The sequence below is a fragment of the Amycolatopsis sp. NPDC051373 genome, assembly GCF_040689465.1.
Classification (GTDB): Bacteria; Actinomycetota; Actinomycetes; order Mycobacteriales; family Pseudonocardiaceae; genus Amycolatopsis.
Map to the genome: position 1 here is coordinate 13,355 of NZ_JBFBAE010000019.1, position 23,594 is coordinate 36,948.

Annotated in this window: 17 protein-coding genes; 3 read left to right on the forward strand and 14 right to left on the reverse strand. The window is 69.6% G+C overall.

The window, feature by feature from the left end; all coding sequences use genetic code 11:
* Positions 1 to 162: 162 nt before the first annotated feature.
* The 14 genes from AB0383_RS31050 to ddaH all read right to left on the reverse strand — a co-directional run bounded on the left by AB0383_RS31050 (position 163) and on the right by ddaH (position 19,556).
* Positions 163 to 804 (reverse strand): phosphatase PAP2 family protein, encoded by a 642-nt coding sequence (locus AB0383_RS31050; RefSeq protein ID WP_366189250.1) that lies wholly within the window; start codon positions 802 to 804, stop codon positions 163 to 165.
* A gap of 143 nt (positions 805 to 947) precedes the next feature.
* Positions 948 to 2,141: a glycosyltransferase gene (locus AB0383_RS31055; RefSeq protein WP_366189251.1), complete on the reverse strand. Its 1,194-nt coding sequence runs from the start codon at positions 2,139 to 2,141 to the stop codon at positions 948 to 950.
* On the reverse strand, positions 2,138 to 3,382 hold the full coding sequence (locus tag AB0383_RS31060; RefSeq protein ID WP_366189252.1) for an O-antigen ligase family protein: 1,245 nt from the start codon (positions 3,380 to 3,382) through the stop codon (positions 2,138 to 2,140). The genes AB0383_RS31055 and AB0383_RS31060 overlap by 4 nt, the downstream gene beginning before the upstream one ends.
* 2 nt (positions 3,383 to 3,384) lie before the next feature.
* Positions 3,385 to 4,908: a right-handed parallel beta-helix repeat-containing protein gene (locus tag AB0383_RS31065; RefSeq protein ID WP_366189253.1), complete on the reverse strand. Its 1,524-nt coding sequence runs from the start codon at positions 4,906 to 4,908 to the stop codon at positions 3,385 to 3,387.
* Between the two features lie 18 nt (positions 4,909 to 4,926).
* The gene (locus AB0383_RS31070) at positions 4,927 to 6,840 is read right to left on the reverse strand and encodes an alginate lyase family protein (RefSeq protein ID WP_366189254.1); all 1,914 of its coding nucleotides are present in this window, start codon (positions 6,838 to 6,840) and stop codon (positions 4,927 to 4,929) included.
* Positions 6,840 to 9,020, reverse strand: a complete 2,181-nt coding sequence (locus AB0383_RS31075; RefSeq protein ID WP_366189255.1) for a bi-domain-containing oxidoreductase — start codon at positions 9,018 to 9,020, stop codon at positions 6,840 to 6,842. Before AB0383_RS31075 ends, AB0383_RS31070 begins: the two co-directional genes overlap by 1 nt.
* A 7-nt stretch (positions 9,021 to 9,027) precedes the next feature.
* Positions 9,028 to 10,953: an asparagine synthase (glutamine-hydrolyzing) gene (asnB, locus tag AB0383_RS31080; protein WP_366189256.1), complete on the reverse strand. Its 1,926-nt coding sequence runs from the start codon at positions 10,951 to 10,953 to the stop codon at positions 9,028 to 9,030.
* A gap of 14 nt (positions 10,954 to 10,967) precedes the next feature.
* Positions 10,968 to 12,704, reverse strand: a complete 1,737-nt coding sequence (locus AB0383_RS31085; RefSeq protein WP_364171436.1) for a Wzz/FepE/Etk N-terminal domain-containing protein — start codon at positions 12,702 to 12,704, stop codon at positions 10,968 to 10,970.
* Positions 12,701 to 14,050: an exopolysaccharide biosynthesis protein gene (locus AB0383_RS31090; RefSeq protein ID WP_366189257.1), complete on the reverse strand. Its 1,350-nt coding sequence runs from the start codon at positions 14,048 to 14,050 to the stop codon at positions 12,701 to 12,703. The genes AB0383_RS31085 and AB0383_RS31090 overlap by 4 nt, the downstream gene beginning before the upstream one ends.
* Positions 14,051 to 14,193: 143 nt before the next feature.
* A complete protein-coding gene (locus tag AB0383_RS31095; RefSeq protein ID WP_366189258.1) occupies positions 14,194 to 15,390 on the reverse strand; it encodes a glycosyltransferase family 4 protein in 1,197 nt (398 codons plus the stop codon).
* Positions 15,371 to 16,702: a nucleotide sugar dehydrogenase gene (locus tag AB0383_RS31100; protein ID WP_366189259.1), complete on the reverse strand. Its 1,332-nt coding sequence runs from the start codon at positions 16,700 to 16,702 to the stop codon at positions 15,371 to 15,373. Before AB0383_RS31100 ends, AB0383_RS31095 begins: the two co-directional genes overlap by 20 nt.
* Before the next feature lie 235 nt (positions 16,703 to 16,937).
* Positions 16,938 to 17,648, reverse strand: a complete 711-nt coding sequence (locus AB0383_RS31105) for a glycoside hydrolase family 75 protein (protein ID WP_366189260.1) — start codon at positions 17,646 to 17,648, stop codon at positions 16,938 to 16,940.
* Between the two features lie 317 nt (positions 17,649 to 17,965).
* On the reverse strand, positions 17,966 to 18,616 hold the full coding sequence (locus tag AB0383_RS31110; RefSeq protein WP_364171446.1) for a polysaccharide deacetylase family protein: 651 nt from the start codon (positions 18,614 to 18,616) through the stop codon (positions 17,966 to 17,968).
* An 88-nt stretch (positions 18,617 to 18,704) separates the two neighbouring features.
* Positions 18,705 to 19,556 (reverse strand): dimethylargininase, encoded by an 852-nt coding sequence (gene ddaH / locus AB0383_RS31115; protein ID WP_366189261.1) that lies wholly within the window; start codon positions 19,554 to 19,556, stop codon positions 18,705 to 18,707.
* A gap of 74 nt (positions 19,557 to 19,630) precedes the next feature.
* Here ddaH and AB0383_RS31120 point away from each other — a divergent pair, with 74 nt between their 5' ends.
* The 3 genes from AB0383_RS31120 to AB0383_RS31130 all read left to right on the forward strand — a co-directional run bounded on the left by AB0383_RS31120 (position 19,631) and on the right by AB0383_RS31130 (position 23,474).
* A complete protein-coding gene (locus tag AB0383_RS31120; RefSeq protein WP_220245995.1) occupies positions 19,631 to 20,077 on the forward strand; it encodes an Lrp/AsnC family transcriptional regulator in 447 nt (148 codons plus the stop codon).
* A gap of 392 nt (positions 20,078 to 20,469) precedes the next feature.
* Entirely contained in the window at positions 20,470 to 22,413 is a 1,944-nt protein-coding gene (locus AB0383_RS31125) for a 2-oxoacid:acceptor oxidoreductase subunit alpha (protein WP_364171450.1), read from the forward strand.
* A complete protein-coding gene (locus AB0383_RS31130; RefSeq protein WP_364171452.1) occupies positions 22,410 to 23,474 on the forward strand; it encodes a 2-oxoacid:ferredoxin oxidoreductase subunit beta in 1,065 nt (354 codons plus the stop codon). Before AB0383_RS31125 ends, AB0383_RS31130 begins: the two co-directional genes overlap by 4 nt.
* Positions 23,475 to 23,594: the final 120 nt, after the last annotated feature.

A 23,594-nucleotide genomic window follows, 5' to 3' on the forward strand; every position in this document is an offset into this window, starting at 1 on the left:
CCCGCCGTGAGCGGTTGCACCGACCCGATTTCCCCCCTTCACACCGCAACAGCGGCCGTCAGCACAATCCAGCTTCGGGGTGCTCCCCCAAACAAACGCCGCCCTGCGAGGACCTCAAACCTCACTCCGCCCTGCGAGATCCAAACCCCAGAGACCCACGCTCTACAGCCGCACAGCAATCCGGTCGACGGCCAACGCCGTCGCCGGGATGATCACGAGGGCCGCCGCGAAGCCGCCGATGGTGTCGGTCGGGTAGTGCGCGCCGAGGCCGACTTCGGCCCAGGCCATGAGCAGCGCCGCGGCCAGCGCGAGCACGGCGGTAACGGTGAGCGCGGCCGGGCGGCTCAGGCGGTCGGCCAGGAGGAAGGCGCCGATGAGGGCCAGCGCCGTCGCGAAGGCCGTGTGGCCGCTCGGGTACGAGAGGAAGTGGCCGTGGATGACGCGGCCGGTGATGGGCTTCAGCAGTGAGGTCACGGCGACCGTGAGCCCGCAGCCGACCAGAATGAGCACAGCGGTGCGCGGCCGCCTGGCCAGCAGGACGCCGCCGGTGAAGAGCACGATCACGATCGCAGAGCCCACCGGCTCGCCCACGAAGTCCACGGCGGTGGCGACGTACCACCACGGGTCGGGCAGCAGGTCCGGGCCGGGCAGGAGCGGGGTGTCGAACGCGGTGGGCTGGGACTCCCCGGCGAACAGGACCGCCAGCACCACCAGCACGACCAACCCGAGACCGGCCGCGACCAACACCGGCGTGCGCACGGACACCGGCAACGCGGGCGGCGCCGCGCGGACGGCGGATCTCATCGAGCGGAGCCGATCAGCGCAGATCTCGCCGGCGCGGAGAGCGTGGGAGTGGGGAAGCGGGAGGTCTGCATGGAGGCGAGCGCCCTTTCAGCCGCGGTGCCCGTCCGTGCGGGACCTCTGATGGGACCGTACGGTTTCGGTCGTCACCTTGGTGTCAAGCGGTGGGCGGCGATGGCGGCCTCGTAGCCCTCGACCAACCGCCGGAAACCCACGGCCGGCGTGAAGTCCTCGTCGTAGCGCTGGCGTGCGGCGTCGCCCATCTTGCGGTTGCGTTCGGGATCGGCGAGGGCGTCGCGGAGGGCGTCGGCCAAGGCCGAGGCGGAACCCGGCGCATGCAGCACGCCCGTGACTCCGTCGGAGACCAGCTCCGTGAACGCGCCGTGCGAGGGCGCGATGGTGGGCACGCCGGCGGCCATGGCCTCGACCACGACGAGGCCGAACGCCTCCAGCCACGCCGAAGGCGCGACCACCGCGGCCGCCGAGGCGGTCAGTTTCTGGCAAGCCGCCTTGTCCTGCAGCCCGACGTACGAGACGTCCGTGCGCGAAGCGGCCCAAGCAGCGACATCCTCCGAAAGCGGCCCGGTGCCCGCGATCACCAGCGGCAAGCCGAGCGAACCACCGAGCCGGTCCCAAGCCGCCATCAGCAGCGGCACGCCCTTCTCCTCCGTCAGCCGCCCGAGGAAAAGCACGTGGGAACCCTCGCCCACCCGCCGAACGCCCGGATCGGTGACGAAGTTGTGCTTCACCGTCATCTTCGAAGCCGGCATCCCGGCGTCCACCAGCAAGCGCCGCTGGGCGTCGGAGATGCAGAAGAAGCGGGTCACGTCAGAACGCCACCGCGAGCGGTTCAGCAGGAGGTTCGCGGCCATCGGCACCGTCGCCGCGGGCGAACCCCGGTAACACCCGTGCCGAACCGCGGGAACGGGCGCGCCACCCACGCAGTCCGTGCAGATTCGCCCGTCGCGGTAGAGCGTGCCCGGCGGGCAGACCATGCCGTAGTTGTGCAGCGTCGCCACCACCGGCACCCGCGCGTCCGCGCACGCAGCCAGCACCGACGGCGACAGGAGCGGGAACGTGTTGTGAACGTGCACCACATCCGGCCGCTCGACCTGCAACCGAGCCGTCAGCTCAGCGCGCGCCGAACGGTTCCACGGCACCTGCACCGGCACCAAAGCCTTGCGGGGCAAAGACATGGCTGCGATGTCGTCGCTCTGCCGCTCGAACAACGAAACCCGAAGGCCGCCGGCAGCCAGCAAAGCCGTCTCGGCGTCGACCACGTTGTTCTCCCCGCTCGGCTGCTCCGAGCGGTAGCGGTTGTGGACCACGAGCACCTTCATGCGGGCTGCCCCTTCGGAATGAACTCTTCGTCGGAAGCGGCCCGCACCGTGCCCTGGGCCAGCAGCGACGCGGCCAGCGCCAGGTGCAGCAGGTACGGCGACGCGTCACCGAGCCCGGCCTCAGTGTAGGACGCGGAAATGCAGTACGTGATCAGGAAGATCGCACACGCGCGCGCCAGCGACGGCGGCCGCAGCACCGCCACGGCGACCAGCACCAGCAGGAACGCCGCGACGATCGCGATGCCAGTGAACCCCTGCTCGTGGTAGACGGCGAGCCAGCTGTTGTCGATCGGCAGGCCGTCGTAGGACTTGTCGGTGAGGCCCACGCCGAAGATGTACTCGTTGACCGTGCGCGGCGCGGCCAGCAGCGCGTCCCACACTTTCGCGCGGCCGGTGAGGCTGGAGAAGTTCTCCTCGCTCTGCCCGCGCAAGAACCACGCCTGCAACAGCCCGCCGAGCACCACCACGGAGAAGCCCGCCACCAGTACGAACGTGGTGAACACCTTGCGCGCGCGGGCGTTCGTCATGGCCAGCGACAGCAGCGCGACCACGAGCCCGGCCACGAGACCGAGCGTCGCCGTGCGCGTGTGCGAGAGCAGGAGCAGCCCGAGCGAGGGCACGATCACGATCAGCGCGCTGGTCATCGTCGTGCGCTTGCCCAGCCACAGCAGCGCCGCCAGGCCCGCGATCACCGCCGCGTATTGCCCGACCTGCGGCGGTGTGAGCGGCCAGATCGCGCCCGCGAGCCGGCCGCCGTAGCTCTCCGGCATGGCCTTGCCCGGCGCGATGACGAGCCCGATCGCCACCGACACGAGCACGGCGCTGAACATCTTGATGTGGTGGCGCACGAACGTGAACGATCCGTTCCACCAGCGCGTGAGCAGCCACAGCGTCGCGAGGAACACCCCGAACCGGAAGCACCGGAACAGCGACCCGAACCCGGCTTCCAGGTGCAGGCTCGCGACGGTGCTCGTGACCAGCAGCAGCGTGAGCAGCAACAGGTACGCGCTCGGCCGGATCTTCAGCCGCGGGTTCAGCGCCAGCGCGATCACGAACGCGGTCATCAGCGCGCCCATGGTCACGAGCTGGCTCACCGCGCGCGGCAGCGGGATCACGGTCTCGGCGCCGGTCGAGCCGAGCGTGTTGAGGATCAGCAGCGCCCACGCGGCCCCGACGAGCTTCGGGGTGCGCTCGCCGGTCTCCGCCGGTGTCGGTCGCCGGATGTCGGCCAGTACCGCCATGGTCACCCTCCCCCGCCGCGCTCGTACGTCGTGCGCGCGTCCTGGTTGTAGGGCGCGCCCTCCCACTCGCCGATGCCGAGGACGTGGCTCATGTCGGTGGCGATGAAGGTCCACGGGCCGGTGTACGCGTTGTCGTGCCAGCTGTTGCCCTGTTTGAAGGTGATCGCGTTTTGCACCACGTCACCCTTGTACGGCGACCAGTCCGGGTAGGTGCCGAAGTTCGACAGCAGTCCCATGCGCCCGCACGTCTCCTCGCAGCCGATCGCCGAGGGCTGCAGCGTGAAGCGGTTGTTGTGGATGTCCACGCGCTGGGTTTTCCAGCGGCAGTCGTCGTAGAGCGGCTTCTGCGCGATCGCCGGCGCGGCGCACTTGGCGGTGTCGGGCTGGAGTTTCGTGCAGACGCCGCTGGAGGTGTTGGCGGGGCTGTTGCAGAAGCGGTCGGCGTTCTCCCACAGGGTGATGCCGTTCCAGTTGTTCTCGAACACGTTGCCGTAGATCTCGAGCTTCGACGTGCGGGCCTTCACCCGGGGTTCGCCGCCGGACTCGGAGATGTAGATCGTCGCGGTCGGGAACGAGTCGCCGCGGTCGGCGTAGTCGCGGCCGTCGACGAGGTTGTTGCGCCGGATGGTGTTGTTGCGGATCACGGCGTTGTAGCTGGTCTCGTAGATGATCGCCGCGCTGTCGTTGTTCTCGATGAGGTTGCCCTCGATGAGGAAGTCGTTGTCGTTCGTGTCGGCCCACAGGCCGGTGCCGCGGTTGTCGTGCACCCAGTTGCCGATCACGTCCGCGCCGTTCACGGACCAGAACTTGATGCCGCCGGTGCAGCCGCAGCCGTCGATCTTCTTCTCCCAGTCACCGGTGTTGTTGCCGGTGATCTCGTTGCCGCGCACCACCAGCCCGGTGATGTCGTCGTCGGCGGAGAACGCGTTCATGCCGTACTGGCCGTTGCGGCGCAGGCAGTTGTCCAGCACCTGCTGCTTGTTGCCGGCCATCAGGGCCGCGCCGTCGTTGTCCTGCAGAGTGGTGTGCTGGATGACCCAGCCATCGCCGGAATCGTGGTTCACCACGCCTTCGTCACGCGGGGCGACGAAGTTCTGCACGGTGAGGTTGGTGATCTTCACGTTCTTCGCGTGGCCGGTGAAGGCGTACTGGTTGATCTTGCGCCCGTCGAGGACCGCGCCCGGCCCGCCGACGAACACGTCGCCGTCCTTGGGCTGGACCTGGTCGAACCGGTCGTCGCCGAGGTGGTGGCTGCCCGGCGCGAGCCAGAACGTGGTGCCGGCCGGGGCGCCACGGACCTTCGCGGCGAAGTCGTCGGTCACCGCCACGGCCGCCGCGCCCGCGGGTGCGGTGGCGGGTCCGGGCGGCGTCTTGTCGCACACCGCCGCCACCGGCCCGGACGGCGCCGCCGAGGTCGCCGCGGCCTGGCTCGACGCGGCGTCGTCGTCGGGCGCGCTCGTGCACCCGGCGAGGACGAGCGGGCACAGCAGACCCAGGAACAGCACAAGCCTGCTGGTCGATCGCACCGGGTGGATCCTCTCGATCTATTGAAAACTCAACGTGGTGGTCAAGGGTTCGGCGGCCGTACCAGTGCCGATCAGTGTGGTCGACGGTTCGCGCCGGCCGAAGCCGGCGGAGTACCAGCCGAGCGGCGGGCTCGTCTCGCCGCGGTGCGCGGTCCAGGTCAACGTCGGCGGCAGCGCCAACGTTGCCGTGTGGCCGGGCCAGCTCAGCAGCGCTGTGCTGTCGTCGAGGGTCACCTCGACGAGCGGGCCGAGGTGGAAGGCCAGCTTCGCCGGCAGCATCAGGTCGCCGTCGACCTCGTCGAGGATCGTCAGCGTCCGGTCCTCCAGCTCCACGCAGCGGCGGTGCACGGCCGGTGCGTAGCCGTCGTGCTCGGCGCGCCAGCGCACCGGGCCGACTGCGAGCGTGCGGGTCTGCGCGTGCCGGGTCCACAGGAACGGCCCGCCGGACGCCGAGGAGTCGGTGTCGCCGAGCTGCAGCGTGTTGTGGCCGAGCGTCGAGCGGAAGTAGGAGCGCCACTCGGGTTCGCCGTGGTAGCAGTAGGTGCCCGGGTCGGCGAGGATGTCGACGCCCTCGTGGCGGACCTCCAGTGCCAGCGCGTCCGCGTGGGCGTGGGCGGCGATGGCGAGGAAGCCGTGGGGGCCGCCGTCGCAGCGGACCCAGATCTCCGGCTCGGCGGTGCTCTCGGCCGGGGTGCGCAGGATCGTCATGCCGGCGTCGAAGAGGTCGTCCATCCGCCGAGGGGGTCGCGGATCGGTGAGCTCGGGGACACCGCCGAGCGAAGCGAACAGAGAGGTCCGGACGGTGTTCCTGAGACCGTCCGGCACCTTCGGCCACCACTCCTGCCGGCCGAACAACGCGTCGCCGGTCGCGAGCAGCGAAGCCCAGCGGCTGGTGCCGGTGCCGTCGACAATCAGGCCGTAGCCGTCGTCGGCATCGCCCTGGCGCGGTGGCCGCAGTTCGGCGTCCACAATGGACGCCAGCGCGTCGCACATCCGGCGCAGCACGAGCCAGGTGGACGTCGGCACCAGCGGGCCGGCTTCCAGCGCGGCCGCGAGCCCCAGCTCCAGCACCAGGCCGTGGTACTCCGTGGCCAGCTCGCGGTTGAGCCCGGAGGCGAACGTGTTGGCCTGTAGCTGCGTGTCCAGCGACTTCAGTGCCGCGTCACGCCAGGCGGGTGACTCGGGGAACCAGTCGAACGCGCACGCGGCGGCGAGCTGCCCGGCGTCCTCGGCGATCACGTGGTTGTTCGCGGACGAACCCCGGCTCGGGAACGCCGCGAGCCAGCGCTGGTGATGCCAGATCTGGTGCAGCGCCTCGGGATTGTCCTCGAACAGGCCGGACGCGCCCGTCCAGCCGTCGAGCAGCCGGCGCACCCACACCCACGACAGCAGCCGGATGCCGAGCTCGATGCCGCTCACCCAGTGCACGCCGCGCATCGGCGGATTGGCCGCCCACCAGGACTTCAGGTGGTCGGCCACACGGTGGGCGTAGCGGTCTTCGCCAGTCAGCGCGTACGCGGCGGCCAGCACGGTGAGGTGCTGGTGGCGCGAGGGCTCCCAGATCTGCTTGATGTCGCCGACCGCGTCTTCGCTGCGGTAGGCGATGTCGAACGAGTACGCGTCGGCGGGCGCGTGCCGGCCGGTCTTCGGGTCGAACGACCAGTCCGGTGTCACGAGGTCAGCGCGCTCCACCCCGAAGTACTCGGCGTGGCCGTCCATCAGCCGCTCGGCCGTGGCCAGCAATTCGGCGCGTGCCTCGGCCGACACGTCCTCGATGCCCGCCGGCCGCTCGAACGCGCGGTGCGACAGCCACGTGGCCTTCTGCTTCGCGACCCCACGCCACTGCTGCTTGCGCAGCATGTCGGTGGCGCGCCCGGCGACCTCGGCTGGGCTCATCGCCGAGAGTCTTCGCAGGTACCAGGCGGGATCCATCAGCCGAGCACCTCCTTCGGCTCCAGCCGCACCGGCGCGCCGGTCTCGAGGCTGCGGTTCACGGCGAGCGTGGCCAGCGTCGTGTTCACCAGCGACTCGACGCCGATCGGCATCGCGACACCGGTGGTCAGCGCGGTCACGAACGCCTCGATCTCGGCCTTCTGGCCCTTGTCGCGGCCCTTCGGGATGCGCGAGCTGGCCCAGCGCTTCTTGCCGTACACCGAGGCGCGGGCGAAGTCGTCGAACTTCAGCACCTTGCCGTCGGCCAGCACCTCCAGCGTCTCCTTCTGGAACGACGTGGAGCCGCTGGTCACGTAGCTGATGGCCGCGGTCGAGCCGTCGGCGTAGCGCAGCAGCACCTGCAGGTCGTCGTTGCCCGGGGTCGCGGTGGCGTAGACCGAGATCGGGTCGCTGCCGAGGAACCAGCTCACCGTGTCGATGAAGTGCCCGCCCTCGCCGACGAACCGGGAGCCCTCGGAGTCGGCCTGGTTGTACCAGCTGTTGGACTCCAGGCGGCCCGCGTTCACGAGGTAGCGCACCGAGGCCGGACCCAGCCGCGGGCCGAACTGCACCCTGGCCTCGTTGAGCAGCGGCGCGAAGCGACGGTTGAAGCCCACCTGCAGCCGGTTGTTGCCCGACTCCTCGATGGCCTCGACGATCCCGCGCAGCTCCTTCTCCGACAGCGCCAGCGGCTTCTCCACGAACACGGCCTTGCCGGCAAGCAGCGCGCGGCGGGTGAGCTCGGCGTGGGAGCTGTGGCGCGTCACCACGAACAGGGTGTCCACCGACTCGTCGGCGAGCAGCGCGTCGAGGTCCGTGGTGGCACGGGCGAAACCGAACTTGCGCTTGGCGTTGGCGCCCGAGAGCGCCGACGTGGTGACCACTTCGGACAGCGCCACGCGGTCCTGTTCCACCAGGTGCGGCAGCAGCATCGACGACGCGTAGTTGCCGGCCCCCACGAACCCGACGCGCAGCCGGCCGCGCGGGGTCGCGCGGGTGCCCGTCTCCGCGGGCAGCGCGACCGACGACACCACCGGGCCCGCTTCGTCCTCGGGGCCGGCCGGATACTGGAACAGCACCGCGACGGCCTTCAGCTCACCGTCCTGCAGCGACTTGTACGTCTCCACGGCCGTCGAGAAGTCGGCGGTGTGCGTGATCAGCGGTTCGACGTCGAGCTTGTCGCGCGCGGCCAGGTCGAGGAAGCACTCGATGTTGCGGCGCTCGGTCCAGCGCACGTAACCGATCGGGTAGTCGCGGCCCTCGAGTTCGTACTCCGGGTCGTAGCGGCCCGGTCCGTACGAACGCGAGAAGCGGACGTCGAGCTCCTTCTCGTAGTAGGCGTTCCACGGCAGGTTGAGCGAGATCTTGCCGATGTCGACCACGCGGCCGCGGTCTCGCGCGAGCCGCGCGGCCAGCTCCACCGGGTCGTTCGAGGCGCCGCCCGCGGCGAGGTAGACCTGGTCCACGCCGTGGCCGCCGGACAGCTCCGCGACGGCGTTGTCCACCGTGCCCGAGCCCGGGTGCGCGCAGGTCAGCGCGCCGAGCCGCTCGGCCAGCTCGCACCGCGACGGGTCCGGGTCCACGCCGACGACGCGCACGCCGGAGGCGACCAGCAGCTGCACCACGAGCTGTCCGATCAGGCCGAGCCCGATCACCAGCGCCAGGTCGCCGAGCTGCGGCTCACCGCGGCGCACGCCCTGCATCGCGATCGACCCGACCGTGCCGAACGCCGCGTGCCGCGGTTCGAGGCCGGTGGGCACGCGGGCGTAGAGATTCTTGGGCACCCAGTTGAGCTCGGAGTGCAGCGCGTGCTCGTTGCCCGCGCACGCCACGACGTCGCCCACCGCGACGTCGTCGATCCCGGCACCGACCTCCACGACCACCCCGGACAGCGAATAGCCGAGCGGCGTGTAGGAGTCGAGCTTGCTGGTGACCTTGCGGTAGGTGGCGGCGAGGCCGTTGGTCGCGACGCTCTGCATCACCTTGGCGACCTGGTCCGGCCGCGAACGCGCCTTGCCGATCATCGACATGCTCGCCTCGGACACCTTCATCATCTCGGTGCCGGTCGAGATCAGCGAGTACACCGTGCGCACGAGCACGCCGCCCGGCTTGCAGGCCGGGACGGGGACGTCGAGGAGGGCCAGCTCCCCGCTCTTGTAGTTCTGCACTACCTGCTTCACAGCACTCCTAGCTGCTTGAGATCACGGTGGAAGAAGCGGCGCGGTACCAGTACTCGAGGGTCAACACGTGCCAGAGGTGCTTCGCGCGGTCCTGCTGCCCGGCGGCGTCCTCGGCCACGAGCTTCTGCAGGGCCTCCCGCTGCAGGAACCCGGATTCGACGAGCACACCCTCGTTCACGACCTCCCGGACCAGCGGGGCCAGGTCGCGGCTCATCCAGGCCCGCAGCGGGGCGCTGAAGAGACCCTTCGGGCGGTAGACGATCTCCTTCGGCAGGATCGCCAGCGCGGCTTCCTTGAGCGCCGCCTTGCCCTGGCGGCCGACGATCTTCTTGTTTCCCGGCACCCGGAACGCCGCCTTGACCACTTCGACATCGACGAACGGCGTGCGCACCTCGGTGGAGGCGGCCATCGTCGAGCGGTCGGTGTAGGTGAGGTTCAGGCCGGGCAGGAACATCCGCGTGTCGGCCAGGCACATGCGGTTGACGTAGTCGCTCAGCGCCTGGTCGTGGTAGGTGTCCGCGTGTTCGGTGAGCACGTCGTCGACGTCGGTGGCCAGGTCCGGGTTCACGAGGCCGAGCAGCTCGCCGCGGTCGTACATCGTGTAGCTGCGCCGGAACGCCGTCTCCTCCGGCAGCTCCGCGAACGACAGGAACCGCTTGGCGAACCGCACCGTGCGGTAGCCGCGGCTGGCGGACGCGACCGGCAAGCGGTCCACCACGGTCTCGATCGGCTTGCGCACCAGGCCAGGAACGCGTTGGTAGCGCAGGGCGAGCTGGTTCGCGTAGTGCTTGCGGTAGCCGGCGAACATCTCGTCGGCGCCCATCCCGGACAGCATCACCTTCACGCCGGCCTCGCGCGCGGCCGAGCAGATGAGGAACGAGTTGATGGCCGCGGGGTCGCCGATGGGCTCGTCGAGGTGGTAGGTCATGCGCGGCAGCAGGTCGAGCACCTGCGGCGCGATCTCGATCTCGTGCAGGTCGACGCCGAACTGCTCGGCGACGATGCGCGCGTACTTCAGGTCGTCCGGCATCGCCTCGAACTTGGCGTCCTCGGCGCGGAAACCGATGGTGTACGCGGAGATCCCGGGCTGCTGACGCGCGGCGAGCGCGGTGAGGTAACTGGAGTCGAGGCCGCCGGAGAGGAACGTGGCGACCGGGACGTCGGAGAGCAGGTGCTTGCTCGTGGAGTCGGCAATCACCTGGTGGAGGTCGACGTCGCCACTGTGTTGACGGCTGTAGGCCTCCCCCTCTTCCGCGACCTGCCGCAGCGACCAGTAGGCGCCGCGCTCGCTCGTGCCGCCCGGGCGGAAGCGCACCCACGTGCCGGGCTGCAGCTTCTCGACCTCGCGGTACGCGCAGCGGCTGTCGGGCACCCAGTAGTACAGCAGCGACGCGATGAGTGCCGCCTTGTCGACTTCCAGCGTGCCGCCGAGCTCGGTGGCCAGCGCCTTGAGCTCCGAGGAGAACGCGACGCCACCGTTTCGCCGCACGAAGAACAGCGGCTTGATGCCCAGCTGGTCGCGCACCAGCGTGAGCTCACCGGTGCGTTCGTCGAAGACGCCGAACGCGAACATCCCGCGCAGCCGCGGCAGGCAGTCGACGCCCCACTCGCGCCACGCGCGCAGCAGCACCTCGGTGTCGGACGTGCCGCGGAACCGCACGCCCTTGCCCTCCAGCTCCGCGCGCAGTTCCGGGGCGTTGTAGAGCTCGCCGTTGTACGTCAGCGCGAGCCCCTCGGCCACCATCGGCTGCGCGCCCGTCTCGGACAGGTCGACGATCGACAGCCTGCGGTGTCCGAAGTGGACTTCCCCGGCGCCGGCGCGTTGGTCGTAGCGCCCCGAACCGTCCGGCCCTCGGTGCGCGAGGCACTTCGTGAGCCGATCGGTGAGCGGGCCGCCGTCCGGCCAGTGGTAGGCACCTGCGATGCCGCACATGTGCGTGACCCTCTCTAGCTTTCCGGACCGGACTGGACGGGCGCGAACTTCTTGGTCGGCATCTCGGAGTTGCCGGGTTGGGACTTGCGCTGTTCCGGCGCGCGCTCCTCGGGCTTGCGCGGCACCGGGCTGAGCCGGCGGGTCGGCGCTTCGAGGTGACCCTTGGTCTCGACGGGCATCGCGGGCTTGGCCGGTTTGACGACCGACGCCTCAATGGTCGTCGCTGCGTCGTTCACGTCATGCTCGACCGGCCAGTCGATCGGCTTCTCCGGCTCCTGCTCCACGAACTTCCGCGGCGGCTCGGCCGGCTTCTCGATCTGCTTGGCCGCCACCACGGACGCCCGCCCGCGCAACGCGGTGTGCAGGCCGTCCCACAGCGTCCCGTCGGTCTGATCCTTCGGGTCCGGATCGACGAGCACCACACCCAGGATCGGGATACCGCAGTCGGCGAGCTGCCGGGCTACGGTGTGCAGCCACAACGTGTTCGCGTGCCCCGAGCGCACGACCAGCACCGTCTCCGTGCCGAGGTACTCCAGGTCCGTCCACGCCGTGCCGGGCGCGACCGTGCCGACGCCGAGCCGGTACACCGCGCGCTTGATCGACGGGTCTCCGACCTCGACCACCTTCACGTCGCCGGCCACCGCCAGGCGCTTCGCGTCGTGGCGCGGCAGATCGTCGATCACCACGACCGGTCCGTCCTCGGCCAGCTCCGCCGCCATGTCCACCGCGAGCCCCGCGGCCACGCCGGGCGCGCCGAGCTCCAGCAACGACAGCGGCCCGCGTTCGGCCCGGGCCGAACGCACGAGCGTCACGGCCACGCGCTTGCGTTCGACGACCGGCTTCGACTTGGCCCACAACCGCTTCGGGCCGCGCAGCTTCGACGGCAGCTGCGCGATCACCGACGCACCGAGGTGTTCGGAGACCTCGCGCCGCAGCACCGGCCGGTCGCGCACGAGCGCGGTGACCATCGCCAGGGCCAGCCCGAGGGCGAGGCCGAGCGCGAAGCCGATGGCGCCGTTGGTGGCGACCGTCTTGAGGAAGGACACCTTCTGGATCGCCGGCGCGTCCACGATCTGCGTGCCCGCGGCCACCTGCGGTGTGCCGATACCCGCCTGCTGCGCCTGGTTCTGCAGGTCGGCGATCTTCGACACCAGGTCCGCACGCTGGGTGTACAGCTGCTCCAGCGTGCCGGCGTTCGCGCGGCTGCCCTTGTCGGCCTCGGTCGCGGCCTGCGAGTCGATCTGCGCCAGCTGCTGCTGCGCCTGCGTGCGCTGGTCGAGCAGCGCCTTGGCCTGCGCGGTCGCGGCGGCTTGGTTGCGCTGCACGTGGTCGGCGATGAAGACGTCGGCCAGCGCCTGCGCCTTCGCGACGGCGTCTTCCTTGGTCTTGGCCGTGACCGTCACCTGCATGACGTTGTTGGTCAGGCCGAGGCCGGTGTAGTCCTTCAGGAAGTCTTCGGTCGCCTCGGTGCTGTGCACCTTCTGCAGCGCGGCCGACGCGATCTTCGCGGTCTCCAGCACGGCGACGTCGGTGCGCATCAGCGTGCCGCTGTCGGTCGGCGAGTCGTCCGGGTGGATCACGATCACCTTGGTGATCGCGGTCGGCGGGGCCGGCAGCAGCACGGCGACGGCGCCGCCGACCACCAGGCCCAGCAACGCGAAGGTGACCCACAGCCGGCGGTGCCGGCGCACGGCGACGACGATTCTCTGCAGGTCGATCAGTGGCGGCGAGGAGCTCTGCGAACTGGTCATGACGAACCTGCCATCGCGTCACGGTCCACCGGGACCTGGGGTGGATCCGCCGAGGCGGGAACTCTCCGCGGTTTCCCGGTGACGCGGACCTGACGCGTGAGCACGGCGCCGAGCACCTCGTGGCCCGCGTCGGCGCACGCCTCGGCGATCGCCACGAGCTCCCATGCGCTGCGGCTGCCGACCGAGAGCACCACGAGCACCCCGGCGGTGCCGTCCGGCACGGTCGGCTGCACGCCGGAGCCCACGGTGACCTCCGTGATCGTCAGCTCCACCCGCACGCGCTCGGTCTCGGCGACCTTCGCGAACTGCGTCGCCGCGCGCCGCGCTGCACTGTCGCCGGCGGCGACGAGCACGAGCACCCGCAGCACGCCGTCGCGGTCGGTGCCCAGCCGGGCGAACACCCGGCGGTAGCGCACCTCACGGCTGGACTCGTCGGCCGAAGCCGGCACCTCCGGCAGGTTCCACGGCTTGTCGCTGCCCGTGATCCGGCGCAGCGCGCCCCGGAAGCCGGTCGCGCGCTCCGGCTCACCGGTCTCCGGCACGTCGACGCTCGCCAGCACCGGCGCGCCCAGCGCCGAGCCGATCTCCATCTCACTGCGCGGCCGGCGGTCGCTGCGCGCCCCGAAGAGGTAGCTGAGCAGGCCGATGAGGAAGAACAGGATCGCGCCGCCCCCGGCGAGCTGCGCCAGCGTGGGCGGAGCCTGTGAGGTCGGCTTCTCCGACGGCCCCATCACGACCATGTTGCCGGCGCCCGTGGCCGCGTCGGCCGCGTCGAGGTTGTTCATCGCCTGCTCCAGCGAGGTGCGCAGGCCCTGCAGCTCCGTGCGGACCTGCACGCCCTCCACCGTCTGGCCGTCGGACACCGAACGGGACAGGTCGAGGACGCGCTGGTTGGTCTGCGCCACCTGCTGGCGCAGCGCCTCCCGCTGCTCCTGCGCGAGCTGGGCCGACGAGCCGGCCGAGTTGGACAGCAGCTGCGTGGAGTACTTCACGAACTCCTTGGCCACCTGATCGGCCAGCTGCTGGGCGTGCTCCGGGCTGTCGCTCGAAGCACTGATGGCCACGACGTTGCCCTGCGCCACCGAGGCCGTGACCTTCTTCTGGAGGTCCGGACCGGCCTCGCGCATGCCGAGCGCCGCGGCCGCGCGGTCCAGCACCACCGAACTGGTGGCCACCTGGGCCTGCGTCAGCAGCTCGTCGGCCTGGCGCGGGCCCTGCAGCAGCACGCTCGCCGTGGTCTCGTAACCGGGCGAGAGCACGACAGAGGCCCCCGCACCGACGCCCGCCCCCACGACCACCAGGATCAGCAGCGCCCTCCAGCGTCTGCGCAGAACCTGTCCCACCATCGAAAGTCGTACCGTGTCGTCACTCAAAACCGGGGTCTCCCCTCCGAAAGTGGCGTACCGGTCACTGACCCCGTCGTCGTGCTGGAGGCGTTGGTTACACCGAACGCACGAACCTTGTTCAAACCGCGATCAAGCACGTGGGCTCAGCGCACTGCCCGCTCGTACGCGGCGAGCAGGGCTTTCTGCGAGTTCGCCCAGGCCAGTGGCCCGCTGACCCGCGCCTTGCCGAGTTGCCCCATCCGGACGCGCTCGTCCGGGTCGTCGAGCAGGACCGCGACGAGCTTCGCGAACTCGGTGACGTCGTTGGCCGGCGCGTAGAGCGCGGCGTCGGCCGCGGAGACGCGGGCCTCCCGCAGCTCGAACGAGACGATGGGCTTGCTCATCGCCATGTACTCCATGATCTTGTTCATGGTCGACACGTCGTTGAGCGGGTTGAGCGGGTCGGGCGAAAGGCACACGTCGGCCGCGGACAGGTAGCGCAGCAGGTCGGCGTCGGAGACGCGGCCGGTGAACTCGACCTGGTTCTCCAGGCCCAGCTCCTTCGACAGCGCCACCACGTCGTCGAACGCGTCGCCGGCGCCCACGAACACGGCGTGCCAGTCGTCGCGGCCGATCTCGTCACGCAGGGAAGCCAGCGCGCGCAACGCGTAGTCCACACCGTCCTGCGGCCCCATCACGCCGAGGTAGCAGAGCAGGTGTGGTTTGCCGCGTTTGAGCTCCGGCTCCACCGGCACCTCGTGGAATCGCTCGACCACGGGCGCGCTGCGGACCACGAACACGTCCTCGGGCCGCTTGCCGCCGCGGATGAGGGCGACCTGGCGGTAGCTCTCGTTGGTGGCGATCACGACGTCGGCCGCGCGGTAGGTGGCGCGCTCGAGCGCGCAGACGCCGCGGTAGAGCAAGTCCTGACCACGGTCGAAGCGCGACAAATACAGCTCCGGCACGAGGTCGTGCTGGTCGAAGATGAACTTCGCGCCCTGGCGCTTGAGCATCCGCGCCACGAGGAACAACAGGTCGGGCGGGTTGCAGGCGTGGACCACGTCGACGGGGCCGACCTTGCGGGCCAGCCGGAACGTGTGCCACACCGCGGAGCCGTACTCCTGCAGGTAGCCGGCGGGGCCACCGGTCGCCGCCTTGAGCGGGTAGCGGTGGATGTGCACCTCATCGATCACGGCTTCGGGTTCGGTGTCGCGTTTCGTGCCCTGCGGGCAGATCACGTGCACCTCCCAGCCGGCGTCGCGCAGCGTCTGACACTCCTGCCACACGCGGCGGTCGAACGGCACCGAGAGGTTCTCGACCAGGATCAGGGCTTTTTTCTTGTCACCAGGCAAGGCCGACATATCCCTCTTCGGCCCGGCGCACCTCGGCGTCGGGGATGCGGACGAGGTCGACGAGCGTCTGCTCGCCACCGTGGGGAAGCGCGGCCAGCACGGCCGGGTCGGAGGTGCCGACGAGGCACACCTCGGCGTGCTCCAGCACCTCCTCGACCGAACCCGCGAGCAGCTGCCCGAGGTGCGGCAGCCGGGCATCGATGTACTCGCGGTTGGCGCCCATGAGCCGAGAGAGGCTCACGTTGGCGTCGTAGATCTTGAGGTCGAAGCCCTTGCCGAGCAGCCGCTCGGCGAGCTCGACGAGCGGGCTCTCACGCAGGTCGTCGGTGCCCGGCTTGAACGACAGGCCGAACAGGCCCACCTTGCGCTTGCCGGTGCGCGCGACGAGGTCGAACGCGCGCTGCAGGTGATCTTCGTTCGAGGGCAGCACGTGCTCGAGGATCGGCACCGACACGTCGGCGCGGCGCGCGGCGTAGACCAGTCCGCGCAGGTCCTTCGGCAGGCACGAACCGCCGAACGCGAAGCCAGGGCGCAGGTACGCGGGGCTCACGTTGAGCTTGCGGTCGGCGAGGAAGACGTCCATCACCTTGTGCGAATCGAGCCCCAGCGCGCGGCAGACGGCGCCGAGTTCGTTGGCGAAGCCGATCTTCAAGCCGTGGAAGGCGTTGTCGGCGTACTTGGTCATCTCCGCGACCGGGATCGGCACGCGGAAGACGTCGCCGGGCAGGCCCGTGTAGAGCTCGGCCACGATGTCGCCGCTGGCCGTGTCGAGCTCGCCGATCACGGTCTTGGGCGGGTCGAAGAAGTCGCGCACGCTGGTGCCCTCGCGCAGGAACTCCGGGTTCACCGCCACGCCGAAGTCGACGCCCGCGGTTCGGCCGCTGGACTTCTCCAGGATCGGCACCAGCAGGTCGAGACAGGTGCCCGGCAGCATCGTGCTGCGGAACACCACCGTGTGGCGGCGCTCTTTGGACGTCACAGCCTTGTGCGCCAACGCTTCGCCGATCTCGTCGGCCACGCGTTCGAGATATTCGGTGGAGAGGCTGCCATTGGGCGCCGAAGGCGTGCCCACGCAGACCAGCGACATGTCGGTCGCCGCCACCGCCTCGGCCACGTCGGTCGTCGCGCGCAGCGCCCCCGACGCCACGACCTCGGCCGTCAGCTCTCCGATGCGCTCCTCGACCACCGGCGCGTTGCCGCGCGTCACGAGGTCCACCTTCACCGGGTTCACGTCGACCCCGACGACCTCGTGCCCGTTCCCCGCCAGACAAGCCGCGGACACACACCCCACGTACCCCAGCCCGAAGACACTGATCCTCACGCTTGAACCTCCGCCCGCATTCGCTGATCGGTTGGTCGGCGCGCGGACGCAGTTCGTTACCCGTTCAGGCCAGTGGAGAAATGGCAACCGGATTTGCGTATCGATTGTGCGCTTTTTCGGCCTCTCGTAGTGGTCTCGACAACATTTTTCGTTGCCGTAGCGCCATTTCCGCCAAGAATCGACGAAGCGCCGGGGAAGCTCGACAAAGCTTCCCCGGCGCCGTTGTCCGTCGCGTTCAGTTGTTGTTCACGAACGTGCCGGCCAGGTTCTGCCCGGTGCTCGTGGCCGTGCCGTGGTTCTCGATCGGTGAGACCTTCGAGTTCTTGAAGCAGATGTAGGTCACGCCGGAGTCGGTGCCACCGTTGGACGGATCGGGGTTGATGCCGAGGTCCTTGGCCGTCGCGTAGGAAGCCTCGCCGATGATCCCGGTCGGCCCGGTGTCACCGATGACGGTGTATTCGACTTTTCCGTTGTAGATCACCGCGCACGAACCGCCGCCCTTGAGACCGGAGGACGAGTAGTTCCACGTGCCACTGGAGCTCGGCACGACGATGTAGGGCAACGTCGCGGCATTCAGCGGCTTTCCGTCGCTCTGGTGGAACGCCGTGTCGCCCTGGAAACAGCAGTCGGTGTCCTCGTTGCACTGCAACGTGCGCTGCCCGTCGCAGTCGATGTCCATGTCGGCCTTCCAGAACACGGCCCCATTGGCGTCGCACACGGCGACGGTCTTGGAGCCCGCGTCCTCGTCGGTCTTGTACTTGCCGTTCGAGATCTGGTTGCAGCTGTTGGTCTTCGCCAGCAGCTGCGCCGCCGTCGGGCCCGCGGCCGGCGCCGCGGCGACCTGGGCGTGGTCCGGACCCGCCGGCGCTGCCGAGGCCGACGCCACCGCCGCCGGCATCACCGCGGCGACGATCGCCATGGTCGCGAACAGGATCAGCTTCCTCATCGAGGCTCCCTGTCAGTCAAGAGAAACTGTTAGTTAGGAAAGTTTCCTTACTCATGCGGCGTAGCGCACAGGATGCACCCGGGCGCGCACGGTGACAAGACCTCGGCCGTCAGTGGTTTTCCCACCAGCCGGCAATGCTTGACGAAACCGCTGGTGCACCGGGAAACCGTTCACGAAACCGGAAAACCGAAGTCCCGAACACCGGTACACAACGCGGCGCAGCGGACCCCCACCCACCCAAAGCCAGCCGACCGCACACGCCGCCCCCAAAACCCCGCCCGGCACCAACGCGAGCCGCCCCGCGACGGACCGCAGACTCAGAACGCCAGCAACCCCGTCAATCGACCGGGCCAGCGGTGCCCGTACCGACCCACCAGCACACCCTCAGCCCACTGACGGTCCAGATCCCGATGCACCTCGACGCGGTTCTGCAACCATTCGCCACCTCGAACACCCGAACTGCCGGGCCCAGAGCCGGCGTACACCCGCGTCGCCCCGGCCGCCCTCAACCGGCCCAGCACGCGCCGGTCCACCCGACGCCCGGACAGGGAGTACCGGCACACCGCCCGCCCGCTCAACTCCCCCAGCAACCGCGGCGCCGCATCAAGCTCGCGCCGCAGCACGCGTTCCTCGAACCGCCGCGCACCGAACCGGTCCCAGCCGTGCGAGCCGACATCCATCCCGGCGGCAACAAGCGAACGCAACCCGGCGCGATCCACGAACCCACGCGAGCCGACGCGGCCGGCGAGCGGGAAGAACTCCCCACGCAGCCCGCGCTGCACCAACCTCGGCAACGCGATCTCGACGTCGGAGACATTGCCGTCATCGAAGGTCAGCCGCGATTCAGGACACTTCGCGACGACGTCCAGCAAGGTCTCGAACTGCTCCACCGTGATCCAGCGCTCGTCTTCGCCCGGATCGAGCGCGCGCTGGGGTCTGCCGATGCCGTGCACGGTGAAGTTGACCATCGCACCTCGTCCCGGTTCGGAGCCTCGGACCTCCTGTATCTCGATTAATCGACGTGGCAAATGGAGTAGTTACACTATCTACACAAAGTTATTTGCGAATCTCCAAAGTGCAGCACTTCGGCCCGCCGCCGGCCTTCCGCAGTTCGGAAATGTCCAGGTAGACGGGCTCATAGCCCCGCTCGGCCAGCTGCGCACCCAGCCCGACGGCCTCCAGGGGCAGCACGACGTTGCGCCCGTCGGAGACGCCGTTGAGGCCGAAGCACTCGGCGTCGGCGGCCGTGGCGATCACGGCGTCGGGGAACAGGCGCCGCAGCACTCGCTGCGAGCCCGGCGAGAAGGCCTCCGGGTAGTAGGCGATCTGCGCGGCCGTGGTGTCGGTCCCGGCGTCGGCTTCGGTGAGCACGAACAGCGCCGTGTCGAGGTGGTAGTACCGCGGGTCGACGAGGCTCAGCGACACCACGGGCACGCCGAGCACCTCCTGCGCTTCCGCGTGCGCGGCCGGGTCGGTGCGGAAGCCGGTGCCGGCGAGTAGCAGCTTGCCCGTCCAGGCGAAGTCGCCCTCGGCCTCGTTGATGCGCTCCGGCATCGTCAGGTCGCGGTAGCCGTGCTCGACGAACCAGCGGCGGAAGTGCTCGGCCTCGGCCGCGCGCTGGGGCGCCCGGAAGCGCGAACCGAGCACACGCCCGTCCACGACGGTGCCGGAGTTCGCCGCGAACACCATGTCGGGCAGGCCCGGCTGCGGCTCGATCTCCTCGACGGTGTGGCCGAGGCGGCGGTAGGTGTCGCGCAGCTCGGTCCACTGGGCCACCGCGACGTCGGCGCTGACCGGCGCGGTCGGGTCCATCCAGGGGTTGATCACGTAGTCCACCGCGAAGAACCGCGGCGGGCACATCAGGTAACGGCGGGTGGTGGGAACTCGCTGCACAGACTCTGCCTGCATGATTGAAGGGTAAGGTCGGCCTAACCGCGCAATCAATCGCTGTTCGCTGCGCACATACCTGCTAAACATTGCGTGTGAACACCATCGACCAGCGAATCGTTTCCTGCCTGGTGGCCAACGCGCGTTCGAGCTACGCCGAGATCGGCAAAGTCGTCGGATTGTCCGCCCCGGCGGTCAAGCGCCGCGTCGACCGGCTGTTGGAAACCGGCGTGCTGCGCGGCTTCACGGCGGTTGTCGACCCAGAGGCACTCGGCTGGGGCACCGAGGCCTTCGTCGAGGTGCACTGCCAGGGCAACGTCACACCCGCCCGCATCCGCGCGCGGCTTGAACCGCTGCCGGAGGTCGTGGCCGCCTACACGGTCTCGGGCGCGGCCGACGCGATCGTGCACCTGCGCGCCGCCGACATCCACCACCTCGAGACGGCACTCGAACGGCTGCGCGGGCTGGAGATCATCGACCGCACCGTTTCGACGGTCGTCCTGTCGCGGCTGTTGGAGCGGCCGCCGAACCCGCAGAGCTGACCGGCGGGCCTGGTCGAACCACCGGACTTCATCGGGAACTCGAATGAACTTATCCACATGCCGGGACGCAGATGCGGGACCAGTCCATCCGGTGGCATCGTCCATGCCACAGACCGGGAAATCCGGTTTGTGTGGCCCATCGGTGGGAGACGTGCGTCACTGCGGGTCCCCCGGAAATCCCGTTACCATCGGTCACAGGTAACAAAGGGCGCCTGCCGCCGGTAACGGGATGAAGGCTTCCACTCCGGGTACCCCACACTTCGGGAACTCCCGAGTCCTCGACGAGTAACCTCGGGGTAGGCCTGGTGATCCAGCCGACATCGCCGGGCGGGCGTTTCCCCGGGGGCCGACCCGGGGTCGCAGCACGTCGGGAGAGAGGGATTCCCTGACCTATGAGCACGAGTGCGAACGGCGGTCTCGGGGGCGCGGAGGCCGGTAACGGTCACGCCGCCTTGACCAGCTCGAGGTCGACCGAAGTCAGCAAGCTCGACCGGGTCGTCATCCGGTTCGCCGGTGACTCGGGCGACGGCATGCAGCTGACGGGCGACCGGTTCACGTCCGAGGCCGCGGCCTTCGGCAACGACCTGTCGACGATGCCGAACTTCCCCGCCGAGATCCGCGCGCCACAAGGCACGATCCCGGGCGTCTCGTCGTTCCAGGTGCACTTCGCCGACTACGACATCCTCACGCCCGGCGACCGGCCCGACGTGCTGGTGGCCATGAACCCCGCGGCGCTGAAGGCGAACCTGCGCGACGTCCCGCAGGGCGGCACGATCATCCTCAACACCGACGAGTTCTCCAAGCGCAACCTCGTGAAGGTCGGGTACGACAACGACCCGCTCGACGACGACACGCTGTCGGCCTTCCAGGTCCACCGGGTCGCCATGTCGACCCTGACGCAGGGCGCGCTCGCCGACACCGGCCTCGGCAAGAAGGACGCCGAGCGGTGCAAGAACATGTTCGCGCTCGGGCTGCTGTCGTGGATGTACCACCGGCCGACCGAGGGCACGGAGCGGTTCCTGCGCGAGAAGTTCGCGAAGAAGCCGGACATCGCCGAGGCCAACATCCTGGCCTTCCGCGCGGGCTGGAACTACGGCGAGACCACCGAGTCGTTCGCCACGACGTTCGAGGTCGCGCCGGCAAAGCTCGACCAGGGCACCTACCGGCAGATCACCGGCAACACGGCGCTGGCGTACGGGATCGTGGCGGCCGGGCAGCAGTCCGGGCTGCAGATCCTGCTGGGCACCTACCCGATCACCCCGGCGTCGGACGTCCTCCACGAGCTGTCCAAGCACAAGAACTTCGGCATCATCACGTTCCAGGCCGAGGACGAGATCGCCGGCATCGGCGCGGCGCTGGGCGCCTCGTACGGCGGCGCGCTGGGCGTGACCTCGACCTCCGGCCCCGGCATCGCGCTGAAGTCGGAGACCATCGGCCTCGGCGTGATGACGGAGCTGCCGCTCGTGGTCATCGACGTGCAGCGCGGCGGCCCGTCCACGGGCCTGCCGACCAAGACCGAGCAGGCCGACCTGCTGCAGGCGATGTTCGGCCGCAACGGCGAGTCGCCCGTGCCGATCATCGCGCCCCTGTCGCCCGCCGACTGCTTCGACGCGGCGCTGGAGGCCACGCGGATCGCGCTGAAGTACCGCACGCCGGTGCTGCTGCTGTCCGACGGCGCGATCGCCAACGGCTCCGAGCCGTGGCTCGTCCCCGACGTCGAGGACCTGCCGGACCTGCGCGTCGAGTTCGCCACGGAACCCAACGCCACCAACGACTCCGGTGAGTTCTGGCCGTACGTGCGCGACCCGGAGACGCTGGCGCGCGCGTGGGCCGTGCCGGGCACGCCGGGGCTGCAGCACCGCATCGGCGGCCTCGAGAAGGCCGACGGCACCGGGCACATCTCCTACGACCCGGACAACCACGACAAGATGGTGCGGCTGCGCCAGGCCAAGATCGACGGCATCGACGTGCCCGACCTGGTGGTCGACGACCCGTCGGGCGGCAAGGCGCGCGTGCTCGCGCTCGGCTGGGGCTCGTCCTACGGCCCGATCGGCGCGGCCTGCCGGCGCGTGCGGAAGCTGGGCATGCCGATCGCGCAGGCGCACCTGCGTCACCTCAACCCGCTGCCCGCGAACCTGGGCGAGGTGCTCCGGTCCTACGACAAGGTCGTGGTGCCGGAGATGAACCTGGGCCAGCTCGCGCTGCTGCTGCGCGGCAAGTTCCTGGTGGACGTGCACTCGTACACCAAGGTGGCGGGGCTGCCGTTCAAGGCCGAAGAGCTGCAGAACGTGTTCGCCGACATCATCACCAGCACCATCCCGGAGGGCGTCAAGTGACCGCCATCGACCTCGGACTGCCGCAGCTCGGCGGTCTGGACCTCGTTCCCACCACCGACGAACCGCAGAAGGCCAAGGACTACAAGTCCGACCAGGAAGTGCGCTGGTGCCCCGGCTGCGGTGACTACGTGGTGCTCAACGCCGTGCAGTCGTTCCTGCCGACGCTGGGCCTCAAGCGCGAGAACATCGTGTTCATCTCGGGCATCGGCTGCTCGTCGCGCTTCCCGTACTACCTCAACACCTACGGCATGCACTCGATCCACGGCCGCGCGCCGTCGATCGCGACCGGCCTGGCCACCACGCGCCCGGACCTGTCGGTGTGGGTCGTCACCGGCGACGGCGACGCGCTGTCCATCGGCGGCAACCACCTGATCCACGCGCTGCGCCGCAACGTGAACATCAAGATCCTGCTGTTCAACAACCGGATCTACGGCCTGACCAAGGGCCAGTACTCGCCGACCTCGGGCCAGGGCATGGTCACCAAGTCGACTCCGATGGGTTCGGTGGACACGCCGTTCAACCCGCTGTCGCTGGCGATCGGCGCCGAGGCGTCGTTCGTGGGCCGCGCGCTGGACTCCGACCGCAAGGGCCTCACCGAAGTCCTCGAGGCGGCGGCCCGCCATCGCGGCTCGGCGATCGTCGAGATCTACCAGAACTGCCCCATCTTCAACGACGGCGCGTTCGACGTCCTGAAGGACAAGGACGAGGCCGCCTCCCGGCTCATCCCGCTGAAGGCGGGCGAGCCGATGCGCTTCGGCGCGGAGGGCGAGTTCGGCGTCCGCCGCGGCGAGTGGGGTGGCCTGGACATCGCCAAGGTGAGCGACATCGGCGAGGACAACCTGGTCGTCCACGACCCGACCATCGCGGACACGTCGTACGCCTTCGCGCTGACCCGCCTGGGCGACCAGAACCTCACGCACGTCCCCACGGGCATCCTGCGCCAGGTCGAGCGCCCGACCTACGACGACGGCGCCCGCGCCCAGGTGGAAGAGGCCCGCGCCGCCCGCAAGCCCGACCTGCAGGGCCTCCTGCGAGGCAAAGACACCTGGACTGTTGTTTAGGCCTCGGTCTGACACGAAAGAAGGCCTTCTCGCACTCGGCGGGGAGGCCTTCTTTCGTTGCTGGGTAAGACTTAACTCAACCACGCTGCGAGATCGCGCCGGTTTCTTCCCGCCCGGTGT

What these genes read in the sequence shown, in the direction of transcription:
- AB0383_RS31050 (WP_366189250.1), bottom strand. Translation starts at nt 804, where the DNA reads ATGAGATCCGCCGTCCGCGCGGCGCCGCCCGCGTTGCCGGTGTCCGTG.
- AB0383_RS31055 (WP_366189251.1), bottom strand. Translation starts at nt 2,141, where the DNA reads ATGAAGGTGCTCGTGGTCCACAACCGCTACCGCTCGGAGCAGCCGAGC.
- AB0383_RS31060 (WP_366189252.1), bottom strand. Translation starts at nt 3,382, where the DNA reads ATGGCGGTACTGGCCGACATCCGGCGACCGACACCGGCGGAGACCGGC.
- AB0383_RS31070 (WP_366189254.1), bottom strand. Translation starts at nt 6,840, where the DNA reads ATGGATCCCGCCTGGTACCTGCGAAGACTCTCGGCGATGAGCCCAGCC.
- asnB (WP_366189256.1), bottom strand. Translation starts at nt 10,953, where the DNA reads ATGTGCGGCATCGCAGGTGCCTACCACTGGCCGGACGGCGGCCCGCTC.
- AB0383_RS31085 (WP_364171436.1), bottom strand. Translation starts at nt 12,704, where the DNA reads ATGACCAGTTCGCAGAGCTCCTCGCCGCCACTGATCGACCTGCAGAGA.
- AB0383_RS31090 (WP_366189257.1), bottom strand. Translation starts at nt 14,050, where the DNA reads ATGGTGGGACAGGTTCTGCGCAGACGCTGGAGGGCGCTGCTGATCCTG.
- AB0383_RS31095 (WP_366189258.1), bottom strand. Translation starts at nt 15,390, where the DNA reads ATGTCGGCCTTGCCTGGTGACAAGAAAAAAGCCCTGATCCTGGTCGAG.
- AB0383_RS31105 (WP_366189260.1), bottom strand. Translation starts at nt 17,648, where the DNA reads ATGAGGAAGCTGATCCTGTTCGCGACCATGGCGATCGTCGCCGCGGTG.
- AB0383_RS31110 (WP_364171446.1), bottom strand. Translation starts at nt 18,616, where the DNA reads ATGGTCAACTTCACCGTGCACGGCATCGGCAGACCCCAGCGCGCGCTC.
- ddaH (WP_366189261.1), bottom strand. Translation starts at nt 19,556, where the DNA reads ATGCAGGCAGAGTCTGTGCAGCGAGTTCCCACCACCCGCCGTTACCTG.
- AB0383_RS31125 (WP_364171450.1), top strand. Translation starts at nt 20,470, where the DNA reads ATGAGCACGAGTGCGAACGGCGGTCTCGGGGGCGCGGAGGCCGGTAAC.